This is a genomic window from Kitasatospora sp. NPDC091335 (assembly GCF_044757205.1).
Lineage (GTDB): Bacteria > Actinomycetota > Actinomycetes > Streptomycetales > Streptomycetaceae > Kitasatospora.
On sequence record NZ_JBIVUM010000001.1, the window covers coordinates 659287 to 680893 of the forward strand.

The 21607-nt window shown below is 71.9% G+C and carries 18 protein-coding genes; 16 read left to right on the top strand and 2 right to left on the bottom strand.

What is annotated here, in order from left to right:
* Positions 1-41 precede the first annotated feature (41 nt).
* The 16 genes from ACIQOW_RS02965 to ACIQOW_RS03040 all read left to right on the top strand — a co-directional run bounded on the left by ACIQOW_RS02965 (position 42) and on the right by ACIQOW_RS03040 (position 18839).
* A complete protein-coding gene (locus tag ACIQOW_RS02965; protein WP_401079118.1) occupies positions 42-581 on the top strand; it encodes a Uma2 family endonuclease in 540 nt (179 codons plus the stop codon).
* Between the two features lie 26 nt (positions 582-607).
* Complete coding sequence (locus ACIQOW_RS02970; RefSeq protein ID WP_401079120.1) at positions 608-1195, top strand: TIGR02234 family membrane protein; 588 nt, start codon at positions 608-610, stop codon at positions 1193-1195.
* 134 nt (positions 1196-1329) lie between these two features.
* Entirely contained in the window at positions 1330-1590 is a 261-nt protein-coding gene (locus ACIQOW_RS02975; RefSeq protein WP_188296909.1) for an HGxxPAAW family protein, read from the top strand.
* Between the two features lie 102 nt (positions 1591-1692).
* Positions 1693-2133 carry a DUF2752 domain-containing protein gene (locus ACIQOW_RS02980; RefSeq protein WP_401079123.1) on the top strand — a complete coding sequence of 147 codons (441 nt, stop codon included), beginning with the start codon at positions 1693-1695 and terminating at the stop codon, positions 2131-2133.
* Positions 2134-2417: 284 nt separating this feature from the next.
* Positions 2418-3224 carry an indole-3-glycerol phosphate synthase TrpC gene (gene trpC / locus ACIQOW_RS02985; protein WP_401079125.1) on the top strand — a complete coding sequence of 269 codons (807 nt, stop codon included), beginning with the start codon at positions 2418-2420 and terminating at the stop codon, positions 3222-3224.
* 9 nt (positions 3225-3233) lie between these two features.
* Positions 3234-3383, top strand: a complete 150-nt coding sequence (trpM, locus tag ACIQOW_RS02990) for a tryptophan biosynthesis modulator TrpM (protein WP_188296911.1) — start codon at positions 3234-3236, stop codon at positions 3381-3383.
* A 56-nt stretch (positions 3384-3439) separates the two neighbouring features.
* The gene (gene trpB, locus ACIQOW_RS02995) at positions 3440-4729 is read left to right on the top strand and encodes a tryptophan synthase subunit beta (RefSeq protein WP_401079127.1); all 1290 of its coding nucleotides are present in this window, start codon (positions 3440-3442) and stop codon (positions 4727-4729) included.
* Positions 4730-4731: 2 nt separating this feature from the next.
* On the top strand, positions 4732-5541 hold the full coding sequence (trpA, locus tag ACIQOW_RS03000; RefSeq protein WP_401079129.1) for a tryptophan synthase subunit alpha: 810 nt from the start codon (positions 4732-4734) through the stop codon (positions 5539-5541).
* Between the two features lie 635 nt (positions 5542-6176).
* Positions 6177-6686, top strand: a complete 510-nt coding sequence (locus ACIQOW_RS03005) for a MauE/DoxX family redox-associated membrane protein (RefSeq protein WP_401079131.1) — start codon at positions 6177-6179, stop codon at positions 6684-6686.
* A 51-nt stretch (positions 6687-6737) separates the two neighbouring features.
* On the top strand, positions 6738-7601 hold the full coding sequence (locus ACIQOW_RS03010; protein ID WP_401079133.1) for a DsbA family protein: 864 nt from the start codon (positions 6738-6740) through the stop codon (positions 7599-7601).
* Between the two features lie 122 nt (positions 7602-7723).
* On the top strand, positions 7724-8725 hold the full coding sequence (lgt, locus tag ACIQOW_RS03015; protein WP_401079135.1) for a prolipoprotein diacylglyceryl transferase: 1002 nt from the start codon (positions 7724-7726) through the stop codon (positions 8723-8725).
* A 147-nt stretch (positions 8726-8872) separates the two neighbouring features.
* The gene (locus ACIQOW_RS03020) at positions 8873-9610 is read left to right on the top strand and encodes a VIT1/CCC1 transporter family protein (RefSeq protein ID WP_223244298.1); all 738 of its coding nucleotides are present in this window, start codon (positions 8873-8875) and stop codon (positions 9608-9610) included.
* Between the two features lie 407 nt (positions 9611-10017).
* Complete coding sequence (gene gltB / locus ACIQOW_RS03025; protein WP_401079785.1) at positions 10018-14619, top strand: glutamate synthase large subunit; 4602 nt, start codon at positions 10018-10020, stop codon at positions 14617-14619.
* Positions 14612-16072, top strand: a complete 1461-nt coding sequence (locus ACIQOW_RS03030; protein ID WP_188296917.1) for a glutamate synthase subunit beta — start codon at positions 14612-14614, stop codon at positions 16070-16072. Before gltB ends, ACIQOW_RS03030 begins: the two co-directional genes overlap by 8 nt.
* 393 nt (positions 16073-16465) lie before the next feature.
* Positions 16466-17332, top strand: coding sequence for a helix-turn-helix domain-containing protein (locus ACIQOW_RS03035; protein WP_401079138.1), 867 nt, complete (start codon positions 16466-16468; stop codon positions 17330-17332).
* Between the two features lie 49 nt (positions 17333-17381).
* On the top strand, positions 17382-18839 hold the full coding sequence (locus tag ACIQOW_RS03040; protein ID WP_188296925.1) for an aldehyde dehydrogenase family protein: 1458 nt from the start codon (positions 17382-17384) through the stop codon (positions 18837-18839).
* 88 nt (positions 18840-18927) lie between these two features.
* On the opposite strand, the gene ACIQOW_RS03045 is transcribed toward ACIQOW_RS03040, so the two are convergent.
* Together ACIQOW_RS03045 and ACIQOW_RS03050 are read right to left on the bottom strand one after the other, a co-directional pair.
* Complete coding sequence (locus ACIQOW_RS03045; protein WP_401079140.1) at positions 18928-19497, bottom strand: Uma2 family endonuclease; 570 nt, start codon at positions 19495-19497, stop codon at positions 18928-18930.
* A 76-nt stretch (positions 19498-19573) separates the two neighbouring features.
* Positions 19574-21409: a bifunctional metallophosphatase/5'-nucleotidase gene (locus ACIQOW_RS03050; RefSeq protein WP_401079142.1), complete on the bottom strand. Its 1836-nt coding sequence runs from the start codon at positions 21407-21409 to the stop codon at positions 19574-19576.
* Between the last annotated feature and the right edge of the window lie 198 nt (positions 21410-21607).

Genomic DNA, 21607 nt, shown 5'->3' on the forward strand with positions numbered 1-21607 from the left:
CCGGTGCGGTGACTGCCGGAACGCGCGAGGAGGCGGCCGGGATGCCCGAGGTGCCGTACGACGAACTGCGCTGGGCGGTCGTGCTCGGCGCCGCCGGACAGCTCGGCGAGCAGCCGGCCGGCCACGGCCGGGTGCTGTCCGGGGTGGCGGTCGACTTCCCGGCGGCACCCGGCGGCCCCGGGCCGGAGGCCGTGCCGGCCCCGGACCCGGCGGTGCTGGCCCCGGACCTGGCGGTGCTCGCCGGGGACGCGGTGCGCGGCGCCCGGGGCCGGTTCGGCGCGGCCGGGGTCGAGGCCGTGCTGGAGGTGGCCAGGCCCGGCCTGGCGGAGGCGGCGAGGGCGTACGCGCGCAGCGGCGTCCCGCTGTACGTGGTGGTCGACCCGGCGGCGGCGGTCTGCACCGTGCACACCGCGCCGTCCCCCGAGGGGGTGTACCGGGAGGCCGAGCGGGTGCCCTTCGGCAACGACCTGTTCCTGCCGCTCGGCGGCCGCACGGTGGTGCTGCGGACCGACGAGTTCCCCACCCCAGCCCCGTTCCCGTTGCCCGACCCGGCCCCGTTCCCGACCCCGGGTACGGCCTGAGGTGTCGGCCGGGGGATAGTGGACGGGTGACCGCTGAGCAGACCCCCGCCCCCGCCACCCCCAGCCGCCGCACCCTCGGCGTGATGCTGCTGCTCACCGTGCTGAGCGCCGTCCTGGTGCTGACCGCGGCCGGGCGGACCTGGGCCGAGGGCCGGGCCGGCACCCTGGACGTGTCCGTCACCGGCGGCAGGATCTCCGAACTCCCGGGCGGGCTGGCCCTGGTGGGCCTCGCCGCGGCCGTCGCGGTGTTCGCGGTGCGCGGCGCCGGCCGGCTGGCGGTCGGCGCGCTGACCCTGCTGGCCGGGCTCGGCGCCGCGGCCGCCTCGGTGGCCGGAGCGGGCGACACCGCCGCGCTGGACGCCGAGGCCGCCCGAAAGCTGGCACTGACCGGCTCGGCGGCCACCGAGGTCGCGCACACCGGCTGGCCCTGGGTCGCGCTGGCCGGCGGGCTGCTGCTGGCCTTGGCCGGGCTGCTCACCCTGCGCTACGGCCGCGGCTGGCCGGCCATGGGCAGCCGCTACGAGGCGCCGACCCGCAAGGCGCCCGCGAAGACCGAGACGCCGGGCGACCTGTGGAAGGCCCTGGACCGCGGCGAGGACCCCACCGCGGTGTGAGCCGCGTCCGTGTGACGCGATAGACCCGCCACCCGCTTTGGGCCACCGGTGTGTGGCCCGGCACAATGGAACCCGTCAACCCGCCGGCGGCCCCGCAGGCCCGGCCGGGCCCCGAGAGCCAAGGAGCACCACCGATGGCAGCAGCAGCACACGGCCACACCCCCGCCGCCTGGACCGGCGTCGTCATCTCCTTCGTCGGTTTCGGCGTCGCGGGCGTCGCGATGATCCTGCCGTCGGTGCTGCTCGTCTGGGTCGGCCTGGCGGTCATCCTGGCCGGCGGCGTGGTCGGCAAGGCGATGTCGCTCGCCGGCATGGGCCAGCAGGCCAGCGCCAACGTCTACAAGTCGGTCGAGGAGCAGACCGCGGCCCGCCAGGCCGCCGCCGTCACCGCCTGACGGCGAGCTCGTCGCACCACACGTTTGTCGTACATCGGAACGGCGGGCGCGCCACGCCCGCCGTTCCGTCGTGTCCGGGCCCGCCCCGGGCAGAATCGGGGCGTGACCTCCGCCCCCGCCGCCCCCGCCCCGCCGCCCGTACTGCGCCGGCTGAGCCCGCCGCTGACCGCGCTGGCGGCGGTGGCCGTCCCCACCGCGTACGTCGCCGTGGTGGACCCGAACACCCCCGGGCACTACCCCGACTGCCCGTTCCTGACCGCCACCGGCTGGTGGTGCCCCGGCTGCGGGGGGCTGCGCTGCGTCCACGCGCTGACCCACGGGGACCTCACCGGCGCCCTGCACGACAACGCCGTCGCCGTCCTGCTGTTCGGCGTGCTGGCGGTGCTCTGGCTGCGCTGGGGCTGGGCCGCGCTGACCGGCGGGCCACCGCCGAGGACCACCGTCGGGGCCAGGCGCTGGGTGCTGATCGGCCTGCTGGTGCTGGTGTTCACGGTGGTGCGCAACTCGTCGGTCGGGGCGGGGCTGGCACCGCCGCTGGTCTGAGCGGACCGGTCCGATCCGGCCGCCGTGCCACCCGTGCCACTCCTGCCGGCCACCTGGGTCGCCCTGCCGCGCCGGCGCCGGGACCGGGCCCGAGGGCCGGCCGGAAAGCCGTGCAGAAGCGGTGAACCCGCAGCTGGGGACCGCTGGAGCGGGCGTCCGGTCCGCGAGACGCCGGGAGGACTGGTGCGCCCCCCGCCGCCGGGTGCCGATACCATCGAAGAACCGGTGGGCTGTCGCCCGCCGGCTCGTGCCGGCCAACTGGCAGAAAAGATGGGGGCTCCTGAGTGAGTGTGCTCGACTCGATCATCGAAGGGGTCCGCGAGGACCTCGCCGAGCGGCAGGCCCGGGTCTCCCTGGACGAGCTCAAGGCGCTCGCCGCCAAGGCACCGGAGGCCAAGGACGGCGTCGCCGCCCTGAAGGGCGACGGGGTCCGGGTGATCTGCGAGGTGAAGCGCTCCAGCCCCTCCAAGGGCGCCCTGGCGTCGATCGCCGATCCGGCCGCCCTGGCGGTCGACTACGCGGCCGGCGGCGCCGCCGCGATCAGCGTGCTGACCGAGCAGCGCCGCTTCGGCGGGTCGCTGGCCGACCTGGACGCCGTCCGCGCCGCGGTGGACACCCCGCTGCTGCGCAAGGACTTCATCGTCACCGCCTACCAGCTGTGGGAGGCCCGCGCGCACGGCGCCGACCTCGCGTTGCTGATCGTCGCGGCCCTCGACCAGTCGGCCCTGGTGTCGTTGATCGAGCGCGCCGAGTCGATCGGCCTCACCCCGCTCGTCGAGGTGCACGACGAGGAGGAGATCAAGCGCGCGGCGGACGCCGGCGCCCGGATCATCGGCGTCAACGCCCGCAACCTCAAGACCCTCGAAGTGGACCGCAACACCTTCGAGAACGTGGCCCACACCATCCCGGACGGCATCGTCAAGATCGCCGAGTCCGGCGTGCGCGGCCCGCTGGACGTGATCGGCTACGCCAACCTCGGCGCCGACGCGGTGCTGGTCGGCGAATCCCTGGTGACCGGCAAGGACCCGCGTGCCGCGGTCGCCGACCTGGTCGCCGCCGGGGCCCACCCCGCCGTCCGGCACAAGGACTGACACCACCCGATGAAGATCGCCGCCCGACTCGCCCCCGGCTGCCGCCCGCGCGGCTGCCGCGCGCCCGCACGCCGGGTGCTGGGGCGGCGGGTGCGCTACGTCATCGGCTGCGAGCCCGGGCAGGTGCCGGGGCGGCGATGGCGCGTGACGTCCGGCTGAACCAGCCGATCGGACGTCATCGTCGTTCATCTCCGTCTTCGTCAAGGGAAATAACCATGTCCGAGAAGGACTACCTGCCCGGTGCCCAGGTGCCGGACGCGCGCGGCTACTTCGGCGCGTACGGCGGCCGCTTCATCCCCGAGGCGCTGGTCGCCGCGGTCGAGCAGGTCGCCGAGGAGTACGAGAAGGCCAAGACCGACCCGGCCTTCGCCGCCGAGCTCGACGCGCTGCTCAAGGACTACACCGGGCGCCCGAGCCCGCTGACCGACGTGCACCGCTTCTCCGCCGAGGCGGGCGGCGCGCGTGTCCTGCTCAAGCGCGAGGACCTCAACCACACCGGCTCGCACAAGATCAACAACGTGCTGGGTCAGGCACTGCTCACCAGGCGGATGGGCAAGACCCGGATCATCGCCGAGACCGGCGCCGGCCAGCACGGCGTGGCCACCGCGACCGCCTGCGCGCTGTTCGGCTTCGACTGCACCATCTACATGGGCGAGGTCGACACCCGGCGCCAGGCGCTCAACGTCGCCCGGATGCGGATGCTGGGCGCCGAGGTGGTGGCCGTCACGTCCGGCAGCCGGACGCTCAAGGACGCCATCAACGAGGCGTTCCGGGACTGGGTCGCCAACGTCGACTCCACCCACTACCTGTTCGGCACCGTCGCCGGGCCGCACCCGTTCCCGATGATGGTCCGCGACTTCCACCGGGTCATCGGGGTCGAGGCGCGGCAGCAGGTTCTCGACCGGACCGGCAGGCTGCCCGACGCGGTCGTGGCCTGTGTCGGCGGCGGCTCCAACGCGATGGGGATCTTCCACGAGTTCATCCCGGACGCCGGGGTGAGGCTGGTCGGCTGCGAGGCCGCCGGCGAGGGGGCCGAGACGCCGCGGCACGCGGCCACCCTCACCAAGGGGGACCCGGGGGTGCTGCACGGCTCCCGGACGTACGTCCTCCAGGACGAGGACGGGCAGACCATCGAGTCGCACTCGATCTCGGCCGGGCTGGACTACCCCGGGGTCGGCCCCGAGCACGCCTGGCTGAAGGACACCGGGCGGGCGGAGTACCGTCCGGTCACCGACGACGCGGCGATGCAGGCGCTGCGGCTGCTGTCCCGCACCGAGGGCATCATCCCGGCCATCGAGAGCGCCCACGCGCTCGCCGGGGCGCTGGAGCTGGGGCGCGAGCTCGGGCCCGAGGCGACCATCCTGGTCTCGCTGTCGGGGCGCGGGGACAAGGACATGCACACGGCGGCGGAGTACTTCGGGCTGTACGACGAGCCGGGTGCGGGGTCCGCGGGCGAAGGCGCTGGGAACGGTGCCGGCAACGGCTCCGCCGAGGGGGGTAAGTGATCATGACTTCGAAGCTGAGTGGTGTCCTGGCCGCGGCCAAGGCGGAGGACCGGGCCGCGCTGATCGGGTACCTGCCGGCCGGGTTCCCGACGGTGGACGGCGGCATCCGGGCGATCAACGCGCTGATCGAGGGCGGCTGCGACGTGGTCGAGGTCGGGCTGCCGCACTCCGACCCGGTGCTGGACGGCGCGGTCATCCAGACCGCCGACGACATCGCGCTGCGGGGCGGTGTGCGGATCAAGGACGTGCTGCGGACCGTCCAGGAGGTCGCCGCTGCGCACCCCGAGGCGCCGGTGCTCGTGATGACGTACTGGAACCCGGTCGACCGCTACGGGGTGGCGCGGTTCGCGGCCGACCTCGCGGCCGCGGGCGGGGCCGGGTGCATCCTGCCGGACCTGCCGGTGGAGGAGTCCGAGGAGTGGCGCAAGGCGGCGGACGAGCACGGGCTGGACACCGTGTTCGTGGTCGCCCCCAGCAGCAAGGACGCGCGGCTGGCGGAGGTCACCGCGGCGGGCAGCGGGTTCGTGTACGCGGCCGCCGTCATGGGGGTGACCGGGACGCGGTCGGCGGTCGGCTCCATGGCCGAGGACCTGGTCGCCCGGACCAGGGCGACGACGGACCTGCCGGTCTGTGTCGGGCTCGGGGTCTCGGACCCGGTGCAGGCGGCGGAGGTCGCGCGGTTCGCGGACGGGGTGATCGTGGGGTCGGCGTTCGTGAAGCGGATCCTGGCCGCGGGCCAGGATGAGGCGGGGGCGTTGGACGCGGTGCGGGGGCTGGCGGGGGAGTTGGCTGGGGGCGTGCGGAGGCGCTGACGCGCGGTAGAGCGGGTGGCTGACGGCCCTTCACTCCTTGGGGAGTGGGGGGTCGTCGGGTTTTCTGGGGGCTTTCGGGAGGGTGGGGTGGGGGTGTGGTCGGGGGGCTTTCGGGAGGGTGGGTGGGGGCTGGGGGTGGGGTGGCGCGGTGAGGGTGAGGGGGTGTCGGGGGTGGGGGTGGACCCGAACGGGTGAACTGGGGGTGGGGGGACGCATCGGGTGGGGGTGGGCGGCGTTGAGTGGAGGGAGGAGTGCACGAACGAGGTGTGCCGGGGTTGTGGGGTGAGCGGAAGGGGTGAGCCGGTGCGGGGTCTCCAGCGGGCCGTTCTGCTGCGGGCGGTGGTGGCCGCGTTGGCGCTGGGGGCGGCGGTCGGGGTGCATGTCGAGGTGGGGCACGCGTTGGCGAAGCGGGGGGCCGAGCGGGCGGAGCGGGAGGCGGTGGCTTGTGCGGAGGCGGCTCGGCATCCCGATCTGTTCGATTCCGGGTGGCGGGCGGGGTGCCGGTGACGCGTGAGTGTTCGAGTTATTCGGACAGAACGTCACTCATCCGGCTTAATTCCTGAATACGGAGGAACCGGCCTTCGTCCCTTACGGTTCATCAGGGAGTGAACGAGTTTCCCGAGGGGGGTTCCCTGATGGCCGCGCAGCCCGGTGGTTCCGCGCCCGCGCCGATGGCGCGGCGGCCGGTGCCGGTCTGGAGCGAGTGGCTCGGCACCGTCGTCCGGCTCGGTCTCGCGGTGGTCTGGGGGTGGGCCGGACTGGCCAAGGTCTCCGATCCGGCGGAGGCCGCCCAGGCGGTCCGGGCGTACGAGATCCTGCCCGAGGGCCTGGTGAAGCCGATCGGTTACGGCCTGCCGTTCCTGGAGCTGGCGCTGGCCCTGCTGCTGGTGGTGGGCCTCGGTGTCCGGCTGGTGGCAGGGGTCTCCGCGCTGCTGCTGCTGGTCTTCATCGCCGGGATCGCCTCCGCCTGGGCCCGTGGCATCTCGATCGACTGCGGCTGCTTCGGCGGCGGCGGGCACGTCGACGAGTCCCGGACGGAGTACCTCCAGGAGATCCTGCGCGACACCGGGTTCCTGTTGCTGGCCGGGTGGCTGCTGTGGCGGCCCCGTACCCGGCTGTCGGCAGACGGCTGGCTGGCGAGCTGACCCCCACATCCCCGCACCCGACGAAGGCCCCCGACCGTGGATGTCAAGGCAATGAGCGATAAGAACCGAGAAGGCAAGCGCACCGCCCGCGAGCGGATGCAGGAACAGCGGGCCGCCGATGAGGCCTCCTCCCGGCGCAGGAAGAAGCTGATCGTGGGCGGCTCCGTGCTCGCGGTGATCGCCGCGGCGGTGATCGTCGGCGTCGTGGTGCAGAACCAGCGCTCCAAGCCGGAGACCCCGACCGCCGTACCGGCCGGGACGATCGGCGACAAGAACCTGGTCATCCCGGTCGGCGCCGGCAACGCGCCCTCCGTCCTCACCATCTACGAGGACCCGCGCTGCCCCGCCTGCGGCACCTTCGAGCGGGAGTTCTCGGCGACCATCGACCAGCTGGAGGACGCCGGGAAGATCTTCACGAACTACCACATCGTGTCGTTCATCGACCGGGCCGTGTCGGGCAAGGGGTCCAGGACGGGCGCCAACGCGCTGGGCTGCGCCCAGGACGCCGGGCGGTTCCGGGACTTCCACGACGTGCTGTACCGCAACCAGCCGGAGGAGACCAACGACGCCTTCGGCGACAAGGCCGTCCTGCTCAGCCTGGCCAAGCAGGTCAACGGCCTGGACACGCCCGAGTTCCAGTCCTGCGTCAAGGACAACAAGTTCGGCGGGTGGGTGTCCGCGGTGCAGCAGGACTTCGACAAGTCCAGCTTCAAGTCCACCCCGACGGTGCTGCTCAACGGCCAGCCGATCTACCCGAAGAACGGCGGCGAGGAGATCACCCCGGCGAACCTGGTGAAGTGGGTGGACGCCGCGAACCAGGGCAAGCAGCTGGGTACGGCGGGCTCGCACGGGCAGACCCCGGCGCCGACCAGCACCGCCTCGGAGGCCAACAACCCGTCGCCGACGGCCGGCTGAGCGCGATCCCGGTCCCGCCCGTCCCCTCCCCGTCCGGAGGGGGTGGCGCGGCCCGTTGTTCGGTTTCTGTGACCCCAGGGGTGTCCGACGGGGCCGTCGGACCCTGTAGCGTCGGAACTGCCATGGATATCGCCTACATTCCCAGCCCGTCGCGGGGCGTCCTGTACATCGGACCGATCCCGCTGCGCGCCTACGCCTTCTGCATCATCCTCGGTGTCGTCGTCGCCGTCTGGCTCGGCAGCAAGCGCTGGGTCGCCCGGGGCGGTGCCAAGCACACGGTCGGTGACATCGCCGTGTGGGCCGTGCCGTTCGGCCTGGTCGGCGGCCGCCTGTACCACGTGATCACCGACGGCGGCCGACTGTACTTCGCCGACGGGAAGAACCCCTGGGACGCCCTCAAGATCTGGGAGGGCGGCCTCGGCATCTGGGGCGCGGTCGCGCTGGGCGCGGTCGGCGCCTGGATCGGTGCCCGCCGCCGGGGCGTGCCGCTGCCCGCGTACGCCGACGCCATCGCGCCCGGCATCGCGCTCGCCCAGGCGCTGGGCCGCTGGGGCAACTACTTCAACCAGGAGCTGTACGGCCGGTCGACCACCCTGCCGTGGGGCCTGGAGATCGACAAGACGCTGCCCGACGGCGAGGTCGTGAAGGGCGTCTACCACCCGACCTTCCTGTACGAGTCGCTGTGGTGCGTCGGTGTCGCGCTGCTGGTGATCTGGGCGGACCGCCGGTTCAGGCTGGGCCACGGCCGGGCCTTCGCGCTGTACGTGGCCGCGTACACGGTGGGCCGGTTCTGGATCGAGTGGCTGCGGATTGACGACGCGCACGTCTACTTCGGCCTGCGGCTGAACGACTGGGTGTCCATCGCGGTGTTCCTCGGCGCGGTCGCGTACTTCGTGATCGTCGGCAGGACCCGGCCCGGCCGGGAGGACCCGGCGGGCGTCGATCCGGCCGCGCACGTGGTGGAGGGCGCGCCGGCGGACGGCACCCCGGCGGAGGACGCCCCGGTGGGGGAGAAGAACGGCAAGAGCGTCGAGGAGAAGGCCGACGGGAAGCCGGTTCTGCGCAAGCAGGCCGATCCCGTGGACGGGGAGACGGCCGGCGAGGACGCCAAGAACCCGATCTGACCTGGGACTTCTCCGCACTGAGGCCACCCTTCGCGAGGTTTGCGAAGGGTGGCCTCAGTGGTGTTCGGACAGCCTTACTTTGCTGGAAATGCCCAGGTCAGAAGGGCTACGTTCAGGGCTGACGAACGACGACGGAGGGGAATGACGATGAGTGCGATCACCGTGGAGGCCGACGCCGGACACCAGCCCCGGATACCCGCGGCCGACCACCACAGGGACGTCAACGGGGGCTGGCTGCGGCCGGCCGTGTTCGGGGCGGTGGACGGGCTGGTGTCCAACTTCGCGCTGATGACGGGTGTGGTCGGCGGTGCGGCCTCCAACGGGACGGTGATCCTCACCGGGCTGGCGGGCCTGGCGGCCGGCGCCTGCTCGATGGCGGCGGGGGAGTACACCTCGGTGGCCTCGCAGCGGGAGCTCGTCCAGGCCGAGATCGAGGTCGAGCGGCTGGAGCTGAGCCGCAACCCGCACGGGGAGCTGGCCGAGCTGGCCCAGCTGTACGTCTCGCGCGGGGTGGACCCGGAGCTGGCCCACGAGGTGGCCCGGCAGCTGTCCGCGGACCCGGAGCTGGCCCTGGAGGTGCACGCCCGCGAGGAGCTGGGCGTCGACCCGACCGACCTGCCCTCGCCGCTGGTGGCGGCCGGCTCGTCCTTCCTGTGCTTCGCGCTCGGCGCGCTGCTGCCGCTGCTGCCGTACCTGCTGGGGGCGACCACGCTGCTGCCCGCCATGCTGCTGGCGGGCGCCGGGCTGTTCCTGTGCGGTGCGGTGGTGGCCAGGGTGACGGCGCGCAGCTGGTGGTTCAGCGGGCTGCGGCAGCTGGTGCTGGGCGGCGCCGCGGCCGGGGTGACCTACCTGCTCGGGTTGCTGATCGGCGGCCATGTGGGCTAACCGCGGGCGTGCATGACTATGCTGGTCAGTGCGTGACGTTTCACACATGGACGGCGAGCGGGGCCTGGCACTGTCTCATCATTCGAGCCCCTTCGCCGCGGATTCGCATCCGCGGACGGGCTCCCGGGATGGATTCGCAGGCAACCATGATCGGCTTCCATGACGATCCGGTTTCGCCGCTGTTTCAGGCCGCGGACGGTTGGGCACAATCGTCGGGACGCGCACTGTGGCGCGTCCCCTCACACACCCTCTGACCTGCGCGTCATTCCGCCATGTGGACGGGATATTTCGCTTCTCAGGATCACGGGCATCATGTAACTTGCACCATCGCATCAGGGCCAACGTCGTCCCTCCTTGCATCAACTTGCCGAAAGACGACGACGGGAGAGCCGATGCTGTCTGCATCCATGCACTCCGCCAACGAGCACCAGGCCGGCGCCGCCCGCCGGCCGTACGCGCTCGTGCCGGATGCGCGACCTGCTGCTCAGGGCCTGTACGACCCGCGAAACGAGCACGACGCCTGTGGCGTCGGTTTCGTCGCCACGCTGACCGGCATCGCCGACCACACCATCGTCGAGCAGGCGCTGAACGTCCTGCGCAACCTGGAGCACCGCGGCGCCACCGGCGCCGATCCGGACTCCGGTGACGGCGCGGGCATCCTGACCCAGATCCCGGACGCCTTCCTGCGCGGGAAGGTCGCCTTCGAGCTCCCGGCGGCCGGGTCCTACGCCGTCGGCATCGCGTTCCTGCCGGACGAGGACGAGACCTGCGCGGCCGCCGTCGCCCGGATCGAGGCGATCGCGCTGGAGGAGGGGCTGACCGTCCTCGGCTGGCGCGACGTCCCGGTCACCCCGGACCTGCTCGGGGCCACCGCGCGCAGCGTGATGCCGCGGTTCCGGCAGCTCTTCCTGGCGAAGGCCGGCCTGGCCGGCATCGAGCTGGACCGGGTCGCCTTCGTGGCCCGCAAGCGGTCCGAGCGCGAGGCCGGGGTGTACTTCCCGTCGCTGTCCGCCCGCACCATCGTCTACAAGGGCATGCTGACCACCGGCCAGCTGGAGCCCTTCTTCCCCGACCTGTCGGACCGCACCTACGCGTCCGCGATCGGCCTGGTGCACTCGCGGTTCTCCACCAACACCTTCCCGAGCTGGCCGCTCGCCCACCCGTACCGCTTCGTCGCGCACAACGGCGAGATCAACACGGTCAAGGGCAACCGCAACTGGATGCGGGCCCGGGAGTCCCAGCTCGCCACCGACCTCATCCCCGCCAACGGGAACGGGCAGGGCCTGGAGCGGATCTTCCCGATCTGCACCCCGGACCACTCCGACTCCGCCTCCTTCGACGAGGTCCTGGAGCTGCTCCACCTCGGCGGCCGCTCGCTGCCGCACTCGGTGCTGATGATGATCCCGGAGGCGTGGGAGAACCACGCCACCATGGACCCGGCCCGCCGCGCGTTCTACCAGTACCACTCCAACCTGATGGAGCCCTGGGACGGCCCGGCCTGCGTCACCTTCACCGACGGCATCCGGATCGGTGCCGTGCTCGACCGCAACGGCCTGCGCCCGGCCCGGTACTGGATCACCGAGGACGGCCTGGTCGTCCTCTCCTCCGAGGTCGGCGTGCTCGACATCGACCAGGAGAAGGTCGTCAGGAAGGGCCGCCTCCAGCCCGGCCGGATGTTCCTGGTGGACACCGTCGAGGGCCGGATCGTCGAGGACGAGGAGATCAAGTCCGCCCTCGCCGCCGAGCACCCGTACGAGGAGTGGGTGGACGGCGGGCAGATCCAGCTCGCCAAGCTGCCCGAGCGCGAGCACATCGCGCACACCCACGCCTCCGTCACCCGCCGCCAGCAGACCTTCGGCTACACCGAGGAGGAGCTGCGGGTCATCCTCGCGCCGATGGCGCGGACCGGCGGCGAGGCGCTCGGCTCGATGGGCACCGACTCGCCGATCGCCGCGCTGAGCGAGAAGCCGCGCCTGCTGTTCGACTACTTCGTGCAGCTCTTCGCGCAGGTCACCAACCCGCCGCTGGACGCCATCCGCGAGGAGCTGGTCACCTCGCTGCTGTCCAACCTCGGCCCGGAGGGCAACCTGCTGGCCGCCGAGGCCGCCGCCTGCCGCTCCGTCGGCATCACCTTCCCGGTGATCGACAACGACGAGCTGGCCAAGCTCGTCCACATCAACGCGGACGGCGACCAGCCCGGCCTCAAGGCCGTCACGCTCTCCGGTCTGTACAAGGTCGCCGCCGGCGGCGAGGGCCTGGCCTCCCGGCTGGCCGCGATCGCCGCCGAGGCCGACGCCGCCATCGCCGACGGCGCCCGGATCATCGTGCTCTCCGACCGGCACTCGGACGCCGAGCACGCGCCGATCCCCTCGCTGCTGCTCACCTCCGCCGTCCACCACCACCTCATCCGCACCAAGCAGCGCACCCAGGTGTCGCTGCTGGTCGAGGCCGGCGACGTCCGCGAGGTGCACCACGTCGCGCTGCTGATCGGCTACGGCGCGGGTGCCGTCAACCCGTACCTGGCGATGGAGTCGGTCGAGGACCTGGTCGCCCAGGGGGTCTTCATCGAGGGCGTCGAGCCCGAGAAGGCGATCAAGAACCTGATCAAGGCGCTCGGCAAGGGCGTGCTCAAGGTCATGTCCAAGATGGGCATCTCGACCGTCGCCTCCTACCGCGGCGCCCAGGTCTTCGAGGCCATCGGCCTCTCCCAGGACCTCGTCGACGGCTACTTCGCCGGCACCACCACCAAGCTCGGCGGCATCGGCCTGGAGGAGCTCGCCAGGGAGACCGCCGCCCGGCACGCCAAGGCGTACCCCGCCTCCGGCATCCCGGCCGCGCACCGCGCGCTGGAGATCGGCGGCGAGTACCAGTGGCGCCGCGAGGGCGAGCCGCACCTGTTCGACCCGGACACCGTCTTCAGGCTCCAGCACGCCACCCGCAACCGCCGGTACGACATCTTCAAGCAGTACACGGACCGGGTGAACGAGCAGTCCGAGCGGCTGATGACGCTGCGCGGCCTGTTCCGGCTGAACGGGCTCGGGCAGGAGCCGATCCCGGTCGAGGAGGTCGAGCCGGTCTCCGAGATCGTCAGGCGCTTCTCCACCGGAGCCATGTCGTACGGCTCGATCTCGCGCGAGGCGCACGAGACGCTGGCCATCGCGATGAACCGCCTCGGCGGCAAGTCCAACACCGGCGAGGGCGGCGAGGACCCGGACCGGCTGTACGACCCGGAGCGCCGCTCGGCGATCAAGCAGGTCGCCTCCGGCCGGTTCGGCGTCACCTCCGAGTACCTGGTCAACGCGGACGACATCCAGATCAAGATGGCCCAGGGCGCCAAGCCCGGCGAGGGCGGCCAGCTGCCCGGCCACAAGGTGTACCCGTGGGTCGCCAGGACCCGGCACTCCACCCCGGGCGTCGGCCTGATCTCGCCGCCGCCGCACCACGACATCTACTCGATCGAGGATCTGGCGCAGCTGATCCACGACCTCAAGAACGCCAACCCGGCGGCCCGCATCCACGTGAAGCTGGTCTCCGAGGTCGGCGTCGGGACGGTCGCGGCGGGTGTGTCCAAGGCGCACGCGGACGTCGTCCTGGTCTCCGGCCACGACGGCGGGACGGGCGCCTCGCCGCTCACCTCGCTGAAGCACGCCGGCGGCCCCTGGGAGCTGGGGCTCGCGGAGACCCAGCAGACGCTGCTGCTGAACGGGCTGCGCGACCGGATCGTGGTGCAGACCGACGGCCAGCTGAAGACCGGCCGCGACGTGGTGATCGCCGCGCTGCTCGGCGCCGAGGAGTTCGGCTTCGCGACCGCCCCGCTGGTGGTCTCCGGCTGCATCATGATGCGCGTCTGCCACCTGGACACCTGCCCGGTCGGCGTCGCCACCCAGAACCCGGTGCTGCGCGAGCGGTTCTCCGGCAAGCCCGAATTCGTGGTCAACTTCTTCGAGTTCATCGCCGAGGAGGTCCGGGAGATCCTGGCCTCGCTGGGCTTCCGCTCGATCGAGGAGGCCGTCGGCCACGCCGAGCACATCGACGCCAGGGCCGCGATCGACCACTGGAAGGCCGCCGGGCTCGACCTGGCTCCGCTGTTCCACGTGCCGGCGCTGCCCGAGGGCGCCGCCAGGCACCGCACCACCACCCAGGACCACGCGCTGGACAAGGCCCTGGACAACCAGCTGATCGCACTGGCCGAGGACGCCCTGGAGCGCGGCGAGTCGGTGCGGGTGCAGCTGCCGATCCGCAACGTCAACCGCACCGTCGGCACCATGCTCGGCCACGAGGTGACCAAGCGGTACCGCGGTGAGGGCCTGCCGGAGGGGACCATCGACGTCACCTTCACCGGCTCCGCCGGGCAGTCCTTCGGCGCGTTCCTGCCGCGCGGCGTGACCCTGCGGCTGGAGGGCGACGCCAACGACTACGTCGGCAAGGGCCTCTCGGGCGGCGTGCTCGTCGTCCGCCCGGCCCGCGAGGCCGCGGCCATCGGCAACGACGCGCAGAACCACGTCATCGCCGGCAACACCATCGGCTACGGCGCCACCTCGGGCCGCGTCCACCTGCGCGGCAAGGCCGGCGAGCGCTTCGCCGTCCGCAACTCCGGGGCCACCCTGGTGGTCGAGGGCGTGGGCGACCACGGCCTGGAGTACATGACCGGCGGCCGGGTCGTCGTCCTCGGCGAGACCGGACGCAACCTCGCGGCCGGCATGTCCGGCGGCATCGCGTACGTCCTGGACCTGCGCCCGGCGAACGTCAACGACGGGATGGTGGGCATCGAGGCCCCCACCGCCGCTGACCGCGACTGGCTGCGCGAGACCGTGCAGCAGCACTACGAGGAGACCGGCTCCACCGTCGCCGCCGAGCTCCTGGCGGACTGGGGCAGCGGGGTCTCCCGCTTCTCCAAGATCATGCCGACCGACTACAAGGCAGTGCTCGCCGCCAAGGACGCCGCCGAGCGCGACGGCCTCTCCGAGGCCGAGACCACGCGCAAGATGATGGAGGCGGCAAATGGCTGACCCCAAGGGCTTCCTGACCACGCCCAAGCAGCTGGCCGAGCGCCGCCCGGTCGACGTGCGGATCAAGGACTGGAACGAGGTCTACGTCGAGCGCAGCCTCCTGCCGATCATCACCAAGCAGGCCGGCCGCTGCATGGACTGCGGCATCCCGTTCTGCCACAACGGCTGCCCGCTCGGGAACCTCATCCCCGAGTGGAACGACCTGGCCTACCGGGACGACTTCACCGGTGCCATCGAGCGGCTGCACGCCACCAACAACTTCCCGGAGTTCACCGGCCGCCTGTGCCCGGCTCCCTGCGAGTCCGCGTGCGTCCTCGGCATCAACCAGGACGCGGTGACCATCAAGAACGTCGAGGTCACCATCATCGACAAGGCCTGGGACCGGGGCGGGGTCATCCCGCAGGTGCCGGAACGGCTGTCCGGCAAGACCGTCGCCGTGGTGGGCTCGGGACCGGCCGGCCTCGCCGCCGCCCAGCAGCTCACCAGGGCCGGGCACACCGTGGTGGTGTACGAGCGGGCCGACCGGATCGGCGGGCTGCTGCGCTACGGCATCCCCGAGTTCAAGATGGAGAAGCGCCACATCAACCGCCGCGTCGAGCAGATGCGGGCGGAGGGCACCCGGTTCCGCACCGGCGTGCACGTCGGCGAGGACATCACCGGGCAGCAGCTGCGCGAGCGCTTCGACGCCGTGGTGGTCGCGGCCGGCGCCACGACGGCCCGCGACCTGCCGGTGCCCGGGCGCGAGCTCAAGGGCGTGTACCAGGCCATGGAGTACCTGCCGCTGGCCAACAAGGTGCAGGAGGGCGACTTCGTGGAGTCGCCGATCAGCGCCAAGGGCAAGCACGTGGTCGTGATCGGCGGCGGCGACACCGGCGCGGACTGCGTCGGCACCGCCCACCGGCAGGGGGCGGCCTCCGTCACCCAGCTGGAGATCATGCCGCGGCCCGGCGAGGACCGGCCCGGGAACCAGCCGTGGCCGACCATGCCGATGACGTACAAGGTCACCTCCGCGCACGAGGAGGGCGGCGAGCGGATCTACTCCGTCAGCACCACCCACTTCGCCGGCGACGAGGACGGCAACGTCCAGGAACTGCACCTGGTCGAGGTCGAGTTCAGGGACGGCCGGTTCGAGCCCGTCCCGGGCACCGAGCGGGCCGTCCCCGCCCAGCTCGTCACCCTGGCCATGGGCTTCACCGGGACGGACGTGCGCAACGGGCTGGTCGAGCAGCTGGGAGCGGACCTCGACGCGCGCGGTAACATTGCCCGCGATGGCCGGTTCGCCACCAATGTCGATGGCGTGTACGTCTGCGGAGACGCCGGCCGTGGCCAGTCACTGATCGTCTGGGCCATCGCGGAGGGCCGTTCGGCCGCTGCCGCGGTGGACTCGTACCTGGGCGGCAAGACCCCGCTTCCCGCTCCGATCCGACCCACGGACCGCCCCCTGGTGGTCTGACGGCCGACGGTCCGACCGGCCCCACCGAACCCCCGGCGCCGCATCGCCGGGAGCTCAACCCGCTGCCCCCGCCAGTGTCGCCGGGCCAACGCGGTCTCCTGGCGCCTGCCCTCTTCCCCGACCAGTTGGAGGGCGGGCGCCGTCGCGTGCCCTGACGGTGGCGGCGCCGGGAGCGGTCGAGCACCTCGGGGTCCGGGACTTCGAGGCCCGGAACTTCGGGGCCGGGAACTTTCGGGGCCCTGAGCTGCGGGGCCCGGACGTACGGTGGCCGGCAGTGGCCGGAGTCGTCCGTGGCCCCGGCGGTTCCCCGGCAGCGGGCTGTTGTTCGTCGGTGCCAGGTGGCAGACTGCGGCCGACGGCCGGGGGGCTGGGCGAGTGCGGAGGGTGACTTCGATGGGCACGACTCAGGCAGGCGGGGGCGCCACCGTACGGCGTCTGCTGCTCGGCACCCAGCTGCGCAAGCTCCGCGAGGCCAGAGGCGTCAGCCGGGAGGAGGCCGGGTACTCGATCCGGGCCTCCGAGTCGAAGATCAGCCGGATGGAACTCGGCCGGGTCGGCTTCAAGGAGCGTGACGTGGCCGACCTGCTGACCCTGTACGGGGTCGAGGCCGAGCCGGAGCGGGCCACCGTGCTCGGGCTGCTGCGCGACGCCAACGCCAGCTCCTGGTGGCACGAGTACGGGGACGTGCTGCCCGGCTGGTTCCAGAACTACCTCGGGCTGGAGGAGGCCGCGGCCGAGATCCGCAGCTACGAGGTCCAGTTCGTCCACGGGCTGTTGCAGACCGCCGACTACGCCCGGGCCGTGGTCACCGCCGGCTGCCACGCCAACGGTCCGGAGGAGATCGAGCGCAGGGTCGACGTACGCCTCAAGCGGCAGGGGGTGCTCACCGGGGAGCGGGCGCCGCGGCTGGTCGCCGTGCTGGACGAGGCCGCGCTGCGCCGGCCCTGGGGCGGTCCCGGGTTGATGCGCGGCCAGCTGGACCGGCTGCTGGAGCTCGGCGAGCTGCCCAACGTCCGGCTCCAGGTGCTGCCGCTGGGCAACGCCGGACTGAGCGCGGAGAGCGGCGCGTTCACCGTCCTGGGCTTCGCCGAGGCCGAGCTGGCGGACGTGGTGTACCTGGAGCAGTTCACCACCGCGCTCTACCTCGACAAGCCGACCGAGGTGGCCGAGTACCGGCAGGCGATGGACGACCTGGTCGCCGACAGCCTGAGCCCGGAACTGACCCGCGATCTTCTGTACGCGGTGCGCCAGGAGCTGTAATACGTCAGTACGATGATGTCTCATCAGGTCGGTGCATGAGAGGGATCAGATGTCGTACTTCTCCGAGTTGGCGCTGCAGTACATCGACGGCGAGTGGCGCACGGGCAGCGGCTCCTGGGACATCGTCGACGTCGATCCCTACACCGGGGACAAGCTCGCCACCATCACCGTCGCCACCGTCGCCGAGGTCGACCTGGCCTACCGCGCGGCCCAGCGCGCCCAGAAGGAGTGGGCCGCCACCAACCCGTACCAGCGGCGGCTGGTCTTCGAGCGGGCGCTGCGGCTTCTGGAGGAGTGGGAGCCGGAGATCGTCGGGGCGATCATGGCGGAGCTCGGCGGCACCGCGCTGAAGGCGGGCTTCGAACTGTCGCTGGTCAAGGACCTGCTGCGGGACTGCCTGTACCAGTCCGTGGCCCCCGAGGGCCGGCTGCTGACCTCGCCCGCCCAGGGCCGGGAGAACCGGCTCTACCGGCTGCCGGTCGGCGTGGTCGGCGTGATCAGCCCGTTCAACTTCCCGCTGTACCTGGCGCTCAAGGCCGTCGCCCCGGCGCTCGCGCTCGGCAACGGCGTCGTCCTCAAGCCGCACCAGGAGACCCCGGTGGTCGGCGGCGGGCTGATCGCCAAGCTCTTCGAGGAGGCGGGCCTGCCGCCCGGCCTGCTGAACGTGGTGATCACGGACATCGCCGAGGTCGGCGACGCCTTCCTGGAGCACCCGGTGCCCAAGGTGATCTCGTTCACCGGCTCCGACAAGGTCGGCCGGCACGTCGCCACCGTCGCCGCAGGCCACTTCAAGCGGACGGTCCTGGAGCTCGGCGGCAACAGCGCGCTGATCGTGCTGGACGACGCGGACGTGGACCACGCCGTGGACGCGGCGGTGTTCAGCCGCTTCGTCCACCAGGGGCAGGTCTGCATGTCGGCGAACCGGGTGCTGGTGGACCGCGCCGTCGAGGCCGAGTTCACCGAGAAGTTCGTCGCCAAGGTGGCCTCGCTCGTCGTCGGCGACCCGAGGGACCCGGCCACCCACATCGGCCCGCTGATCAACCCCGTCCAGGCCGACGCCCTCGACGCCCAGGTCGACCAGGCCGTCGCGGCCGGCGCCACCGCGCTGCTGCGCGGCACCACGGTCGGCAGCCTGATGGCGCCGACGGTGCTCACCGGCCTCGCGGAGGACGCGCCGATCCTGCGCAACGAACTCTTCGGCCCGATCGTGCTGCTGGTGCCCTTCGACGGCGAGGACGAGGCCGTGCGGCTCGCCAACGACTCGCCGTTCGGGCTCAGCGGGGCGGTGCACACCGGCAACGTCGAGCGCGGCGTGAAGGTCGCCCAGCGGGTCGAGACCGGCATGATCCACGTCAACGGCGGCACCATCGCCGACGAGCCGGGCGTGCCCTTCGGCGGCGAGAAGAACTCCGGCGTCGGCCGCCTCAACGGCGAGGCCACGGTGGACGCCTTCACCACCGTGAAGTGGATCTCCGTCCAGCACGAGCGCGCGGTCTTCCCCTTCTGATCCGGTTCCGATCCGGTTCCGATCCGGGGACGTCGAATGTGCGGGCCTCCCGGCGGCTGCCGCCGGGAGGCCCGTGGCACTCGACCGTTCAGGCCGGGTAGCGGACCAGGGCGTCGGTGGCGAGCGTGAAGTCGAAGGGGGCCGGGACCGGGACCGGGTCCCCGAACCTGCCGCTCCACTGACGGTGGTAGCCGCTGCCGGACGGCTCGGAGTAGAGCGTCAGCTCGCCCTCGCGAGGGTCGATCAGCAGGTACAGCGGGATGGCCATCAGCGGATAGTCGCGGACCTTGCCGACCAGGTCGTTCTCCGGGTTCGACGGGGAGACGATCTCCACGGCGATGGCGGCCTGTTCGGCGGGGACCTGGTTGCCGCCCTCCTCGAGCGCCGAAAGCGGGATGTAGGTCAGGTCGGGGTTGCGCAGCTTGCCGACGTTCGGGGAGGCGAGGTCGGTGTTCTCGCTGGGCATCAGGTCGGCGGGGCGGTGGGCGTCGAACTGCTCGCGCACAAGCAGCAGGTTGCGTTGATGGATCACCGATGGGCCGGCCATCATGATGATCTCGTCGCCGGAGATCTCGATCTTCCAACCGCTGGGAGGCGTCAGACTCTGCGCGTAGGCCAGCAGCCGCGCGTGGCGCTCCGGGATCTGCAACTCGCTCATGGAGCCATTCTTCCACCGGACAGGCCGGAAGGCCGCCGCCCCGACGGGGGCGACGGCCTTCCGGTGGGAGCGTCGGTCAGAAGACCGGCTGGCCGGCGCGGACGAGGCGCCAGGAGTCGGTGAAGAAGTCGGCGGGGTCGATGGTGCCCTTGGCCTTCACCCAGGCGATCATGGTGTTGCGGATCTCGTCGGAGTCCGACCAGATCATCTTGGCCTTGGCGACGTGCGGGAAGTTGCCGCCGCCGTTGGCGCGGTAGTTGTTGACGGCGAGGACGAACTCGGCGGCCGGGTCGATCGGCTTGCCCTGGAAGGACAGGTTGACGATCCGCCGGCCCTTCGGCTGGGCGATGTCGATGTCGTAGCTCAGGCCGTAGACCGAGTCGTAGTTGTAGTCCGGGGTGGCCTCGGCGCCGGTCAGGGTGTCCTTGTCGACCGGGGCGCCCGGGGCGAGCTGGTTGTAGTACTTCACCGAGTACTCAAGGTAGTCCTTGAGCTGGGCGCCCGTCAGGATGCGGGCCTCCAGGGTGTTCTCGTAGATGTACAGGCCCGCGGCGTCGCGCAGCTTCACCTGGCCGGACGGGATCAGGGCGGTGCGGTTGAACGGGGCGGCCTGGGCCAGCACCGGGAGGCCGGCGTACTGCCCGCCCGCCAGTGCCGTCTTGACGGCGTCGGCCTGGACCCTGCCGATCAGGTCGATGATCGGGGTGGCCTTGAAGGGGGCTTCGGCGATCGACAGCGCGATCTTGCTGCTGCCGATGTTCTGGTTGACGTACGCGACGACCTTCTTGTGCTGCCCGGCGATCGCGTCGGTGATCTCCGGGTTCTCCGGCACGGTGTTGGAGTTCAGCAGCCGGGAGGAGACCGAGGAGACCTTCCAGGCACCGCCCGCGAACTCGGCCTCGAAGTCGAAGCAGGTCAGCCGCTGGCCGTAGCAGAGCGGCTCGGAGAGCACGACCGTCCTGCCGGTCTTCTTGTTGACGACCAGGCGCTGGGCGATCTCCTTGTGGGCGTGGCCGACCAGCACCGCGTCGATGTCGGGGACGGTCTCCGCCAGGGCCACCGAGGCGTTCTCGGCCCAGGGCAGCTGGTCGCCCCAGGTGGTCGCCTCGTCGCAGCCCGAGTGCGAGGAGACCACGATGACGTCCGCGCCCGCAGCCTTCATCCGCGGCACCCAGGTGGCGGCGGTCTCGACGATGCCGGGGAAGACCATCTTGCCGCTGACGTTGGCCTTGTCCCAGATCGCGATGCCCGGGTTGGTGAGGCCGAGGATGCCGACCCTCAGCGGCCGGCCCTCGCCCAGCCGCAGCTCCTTGATCACGTACGGCTTGAAGGCCGGCTTCTCGTTCTTCGCGTTCAGCGCGTTGGCGCCCAGCAGCGGGAACTCCAGCTGGTCCTGGTAGGCCTTCAGGAGCGGGATGCCGTAGTTGAACTCGTGGTTGCCGAGCGCGGCGGCGTCGTACTCCATGAGGTTCATGGCGACGGCCATCGGGTGGTCCGGCACGGTGTCGGCCTCGGTGTCGATCGACTCGATCCGGGCGTAGTAGTAGGACAGCTGGGTGCCCTGGATGGTGTCACCGGAGTCGATGAGCAGGCAGCGGTTCCAGCCCTTCTCCTCGCGCACCTGGTTGGCCAGGGTGGAGATCTTGGCGAGGCCGACCGCGTTGTGGGCCTTGTCGGTGTACTCGGCGTCGGTGAAGTAGTCCCAGTTGAGCACCCGGCCGTGCAGGTCGGTGGTGCCCATGACGGTGAAGGCCTGGGTGCGCGGCTTGCGCTGCGGACCCTTGGCGGCCGCCGTGTCCGGCTGGGCGGCCGCGGCGGAGGGGGCGGCGGCCAGGGCGGCGCCACCGGCCAGGGCGGCGCCGGCGGCGGTGGCGGCGGACCGGGTGACGAAGTCACGGCGGTTCAGGGGCATGGACGACTCTCCCGAGTGGGGCGACGGCGGATGGGCCGTCAACTGGTGTTCGTGAGCAGGTGCGCGTGAGCTTGCACGCGTGCACGCGGCGACGCGTCGACGCGCGTAGAAGGACGCGCGTAGAAGTGTGCCGTGCGGGCCGGGCCGCTGGGTAGCCCCCGAACGTGTCCAGGAGGTGAGATCTTGGCGACTCGTTCG

What these genes read in the sequence shown, in the direction of transcription:
- ACIQOW_RS03035 (WP_401079138.1), top strand. Translation starts at nt 16,466, where the DNA reads ATGGGCACGACTCAGGCAGGCGGGGGCGCCACCGTACGGCGTCTGCTG.
- ACIQOW_RS03010 (WP_401079133.1), top strand. Translation starts at nt 6,738, where the DNA reads ATGAGCGATAAGAACCGAGAAGGCAAGCGCACCGCCCGCGAGCGGATG.
- ACIQOW_RS02965 (WP_401079118.1), top strand. Translation starts at nt 42, where the DNA reads ATGCCCGAGGTGCCGTACGACGAACTGCGCTGGGCGGTCGTGCTCGGC.
- ACIQOW_RS03050 (WP_401079142.1), bottom strand. Translation starts at nt 21,409, where the DNA reads ATGCCCCTGAACCGCCGTGACTTCGTCACCCGGTCCGCCGCCACCGCC.
- lgt (WP_401079135.1), top strand. Translation starts at nt 7,724, where the DNA reads ATGGATATCGCCTACATTCCCAGCCCGTCGCGGGGCGTCCTGTACATC.
- trpA (WP_401079129.1), top strand. Translation starts at nt 4,732, where the DNA reads ATGACTTCGAAGCTGAGTGGTGTCCTGGCCGCGGCCAAGGCGGAGGAC.
- trpB (WP_401079127.1), top strand. Translation starts at nt 3,440, where the DNA reads ATGTCCGAGAAGGACTACCTGCCCGGTGCCCAGGTGCCGGACGCGCGC.
- ACIQOW_RS03020 (WP_223244298.1), top strand. Translation starts at nt 8,873, where the DNA reads ATGAGTGCGATCACCGTGGAGGCCGACGCCGGACACCAGCCCCGGATA.
- ACIQOW_RS03030 (WP_188296917.1), top strand. Translation starts at nt 14,612, where the DNA reads ATGGCTGACCCCAAGGGCTTCCTGACCACGCCCAAGCAGCTGGCCGAG.
- ACIQOW_RS03040 (WP_188296925.1), top strand. Translation starts at nt 17,382, where the DNA reads ATGTCGTACTTCTCCGAGTTGGCGCTGCAGTACATCGACGGCGAGTGG.
- ACIQOW_RS03045 (WP_401079140.1), bottom strand. Translation starts at nt 19,497, where the DNA reads ATGAGCGAGTTGCAGATCCCGGAGCGCCACGCGCGGCTGCTGGCCTAC.
- gltB (WP_401079785.1), top strand. Translation starts at nt 10,018, where the DNA reads ATGCACTCCGCCAACGAGCACCAGGCCGGCGCCGCCCGCCGGCCGTAC.
- ACIQOW_RS03005 (WP_401079131.1), top strand. Translation starts at nt 6,177, where the DNA reads ATGGCCGCGCAGCCCGGTGGTTCCGCGCCCGCGCCGATGGCGCGGCGG.
- trpM (WP_188296911.1), top strand. Translation starts at nt 3,234, where the DNA reads ATGAAGATCGCCGCCCGACTCGCCCCCGGCTGCCGCCCGCGCGGCTGC.
- ACIQOW_RS02975 (WP_188296909.1), top strand. Translation starts at nt 1,330, where the DNA reads ATGGCAGCAGCAGCACACGGCCACACCCCCGCCGCCTGGACCGGCGTC.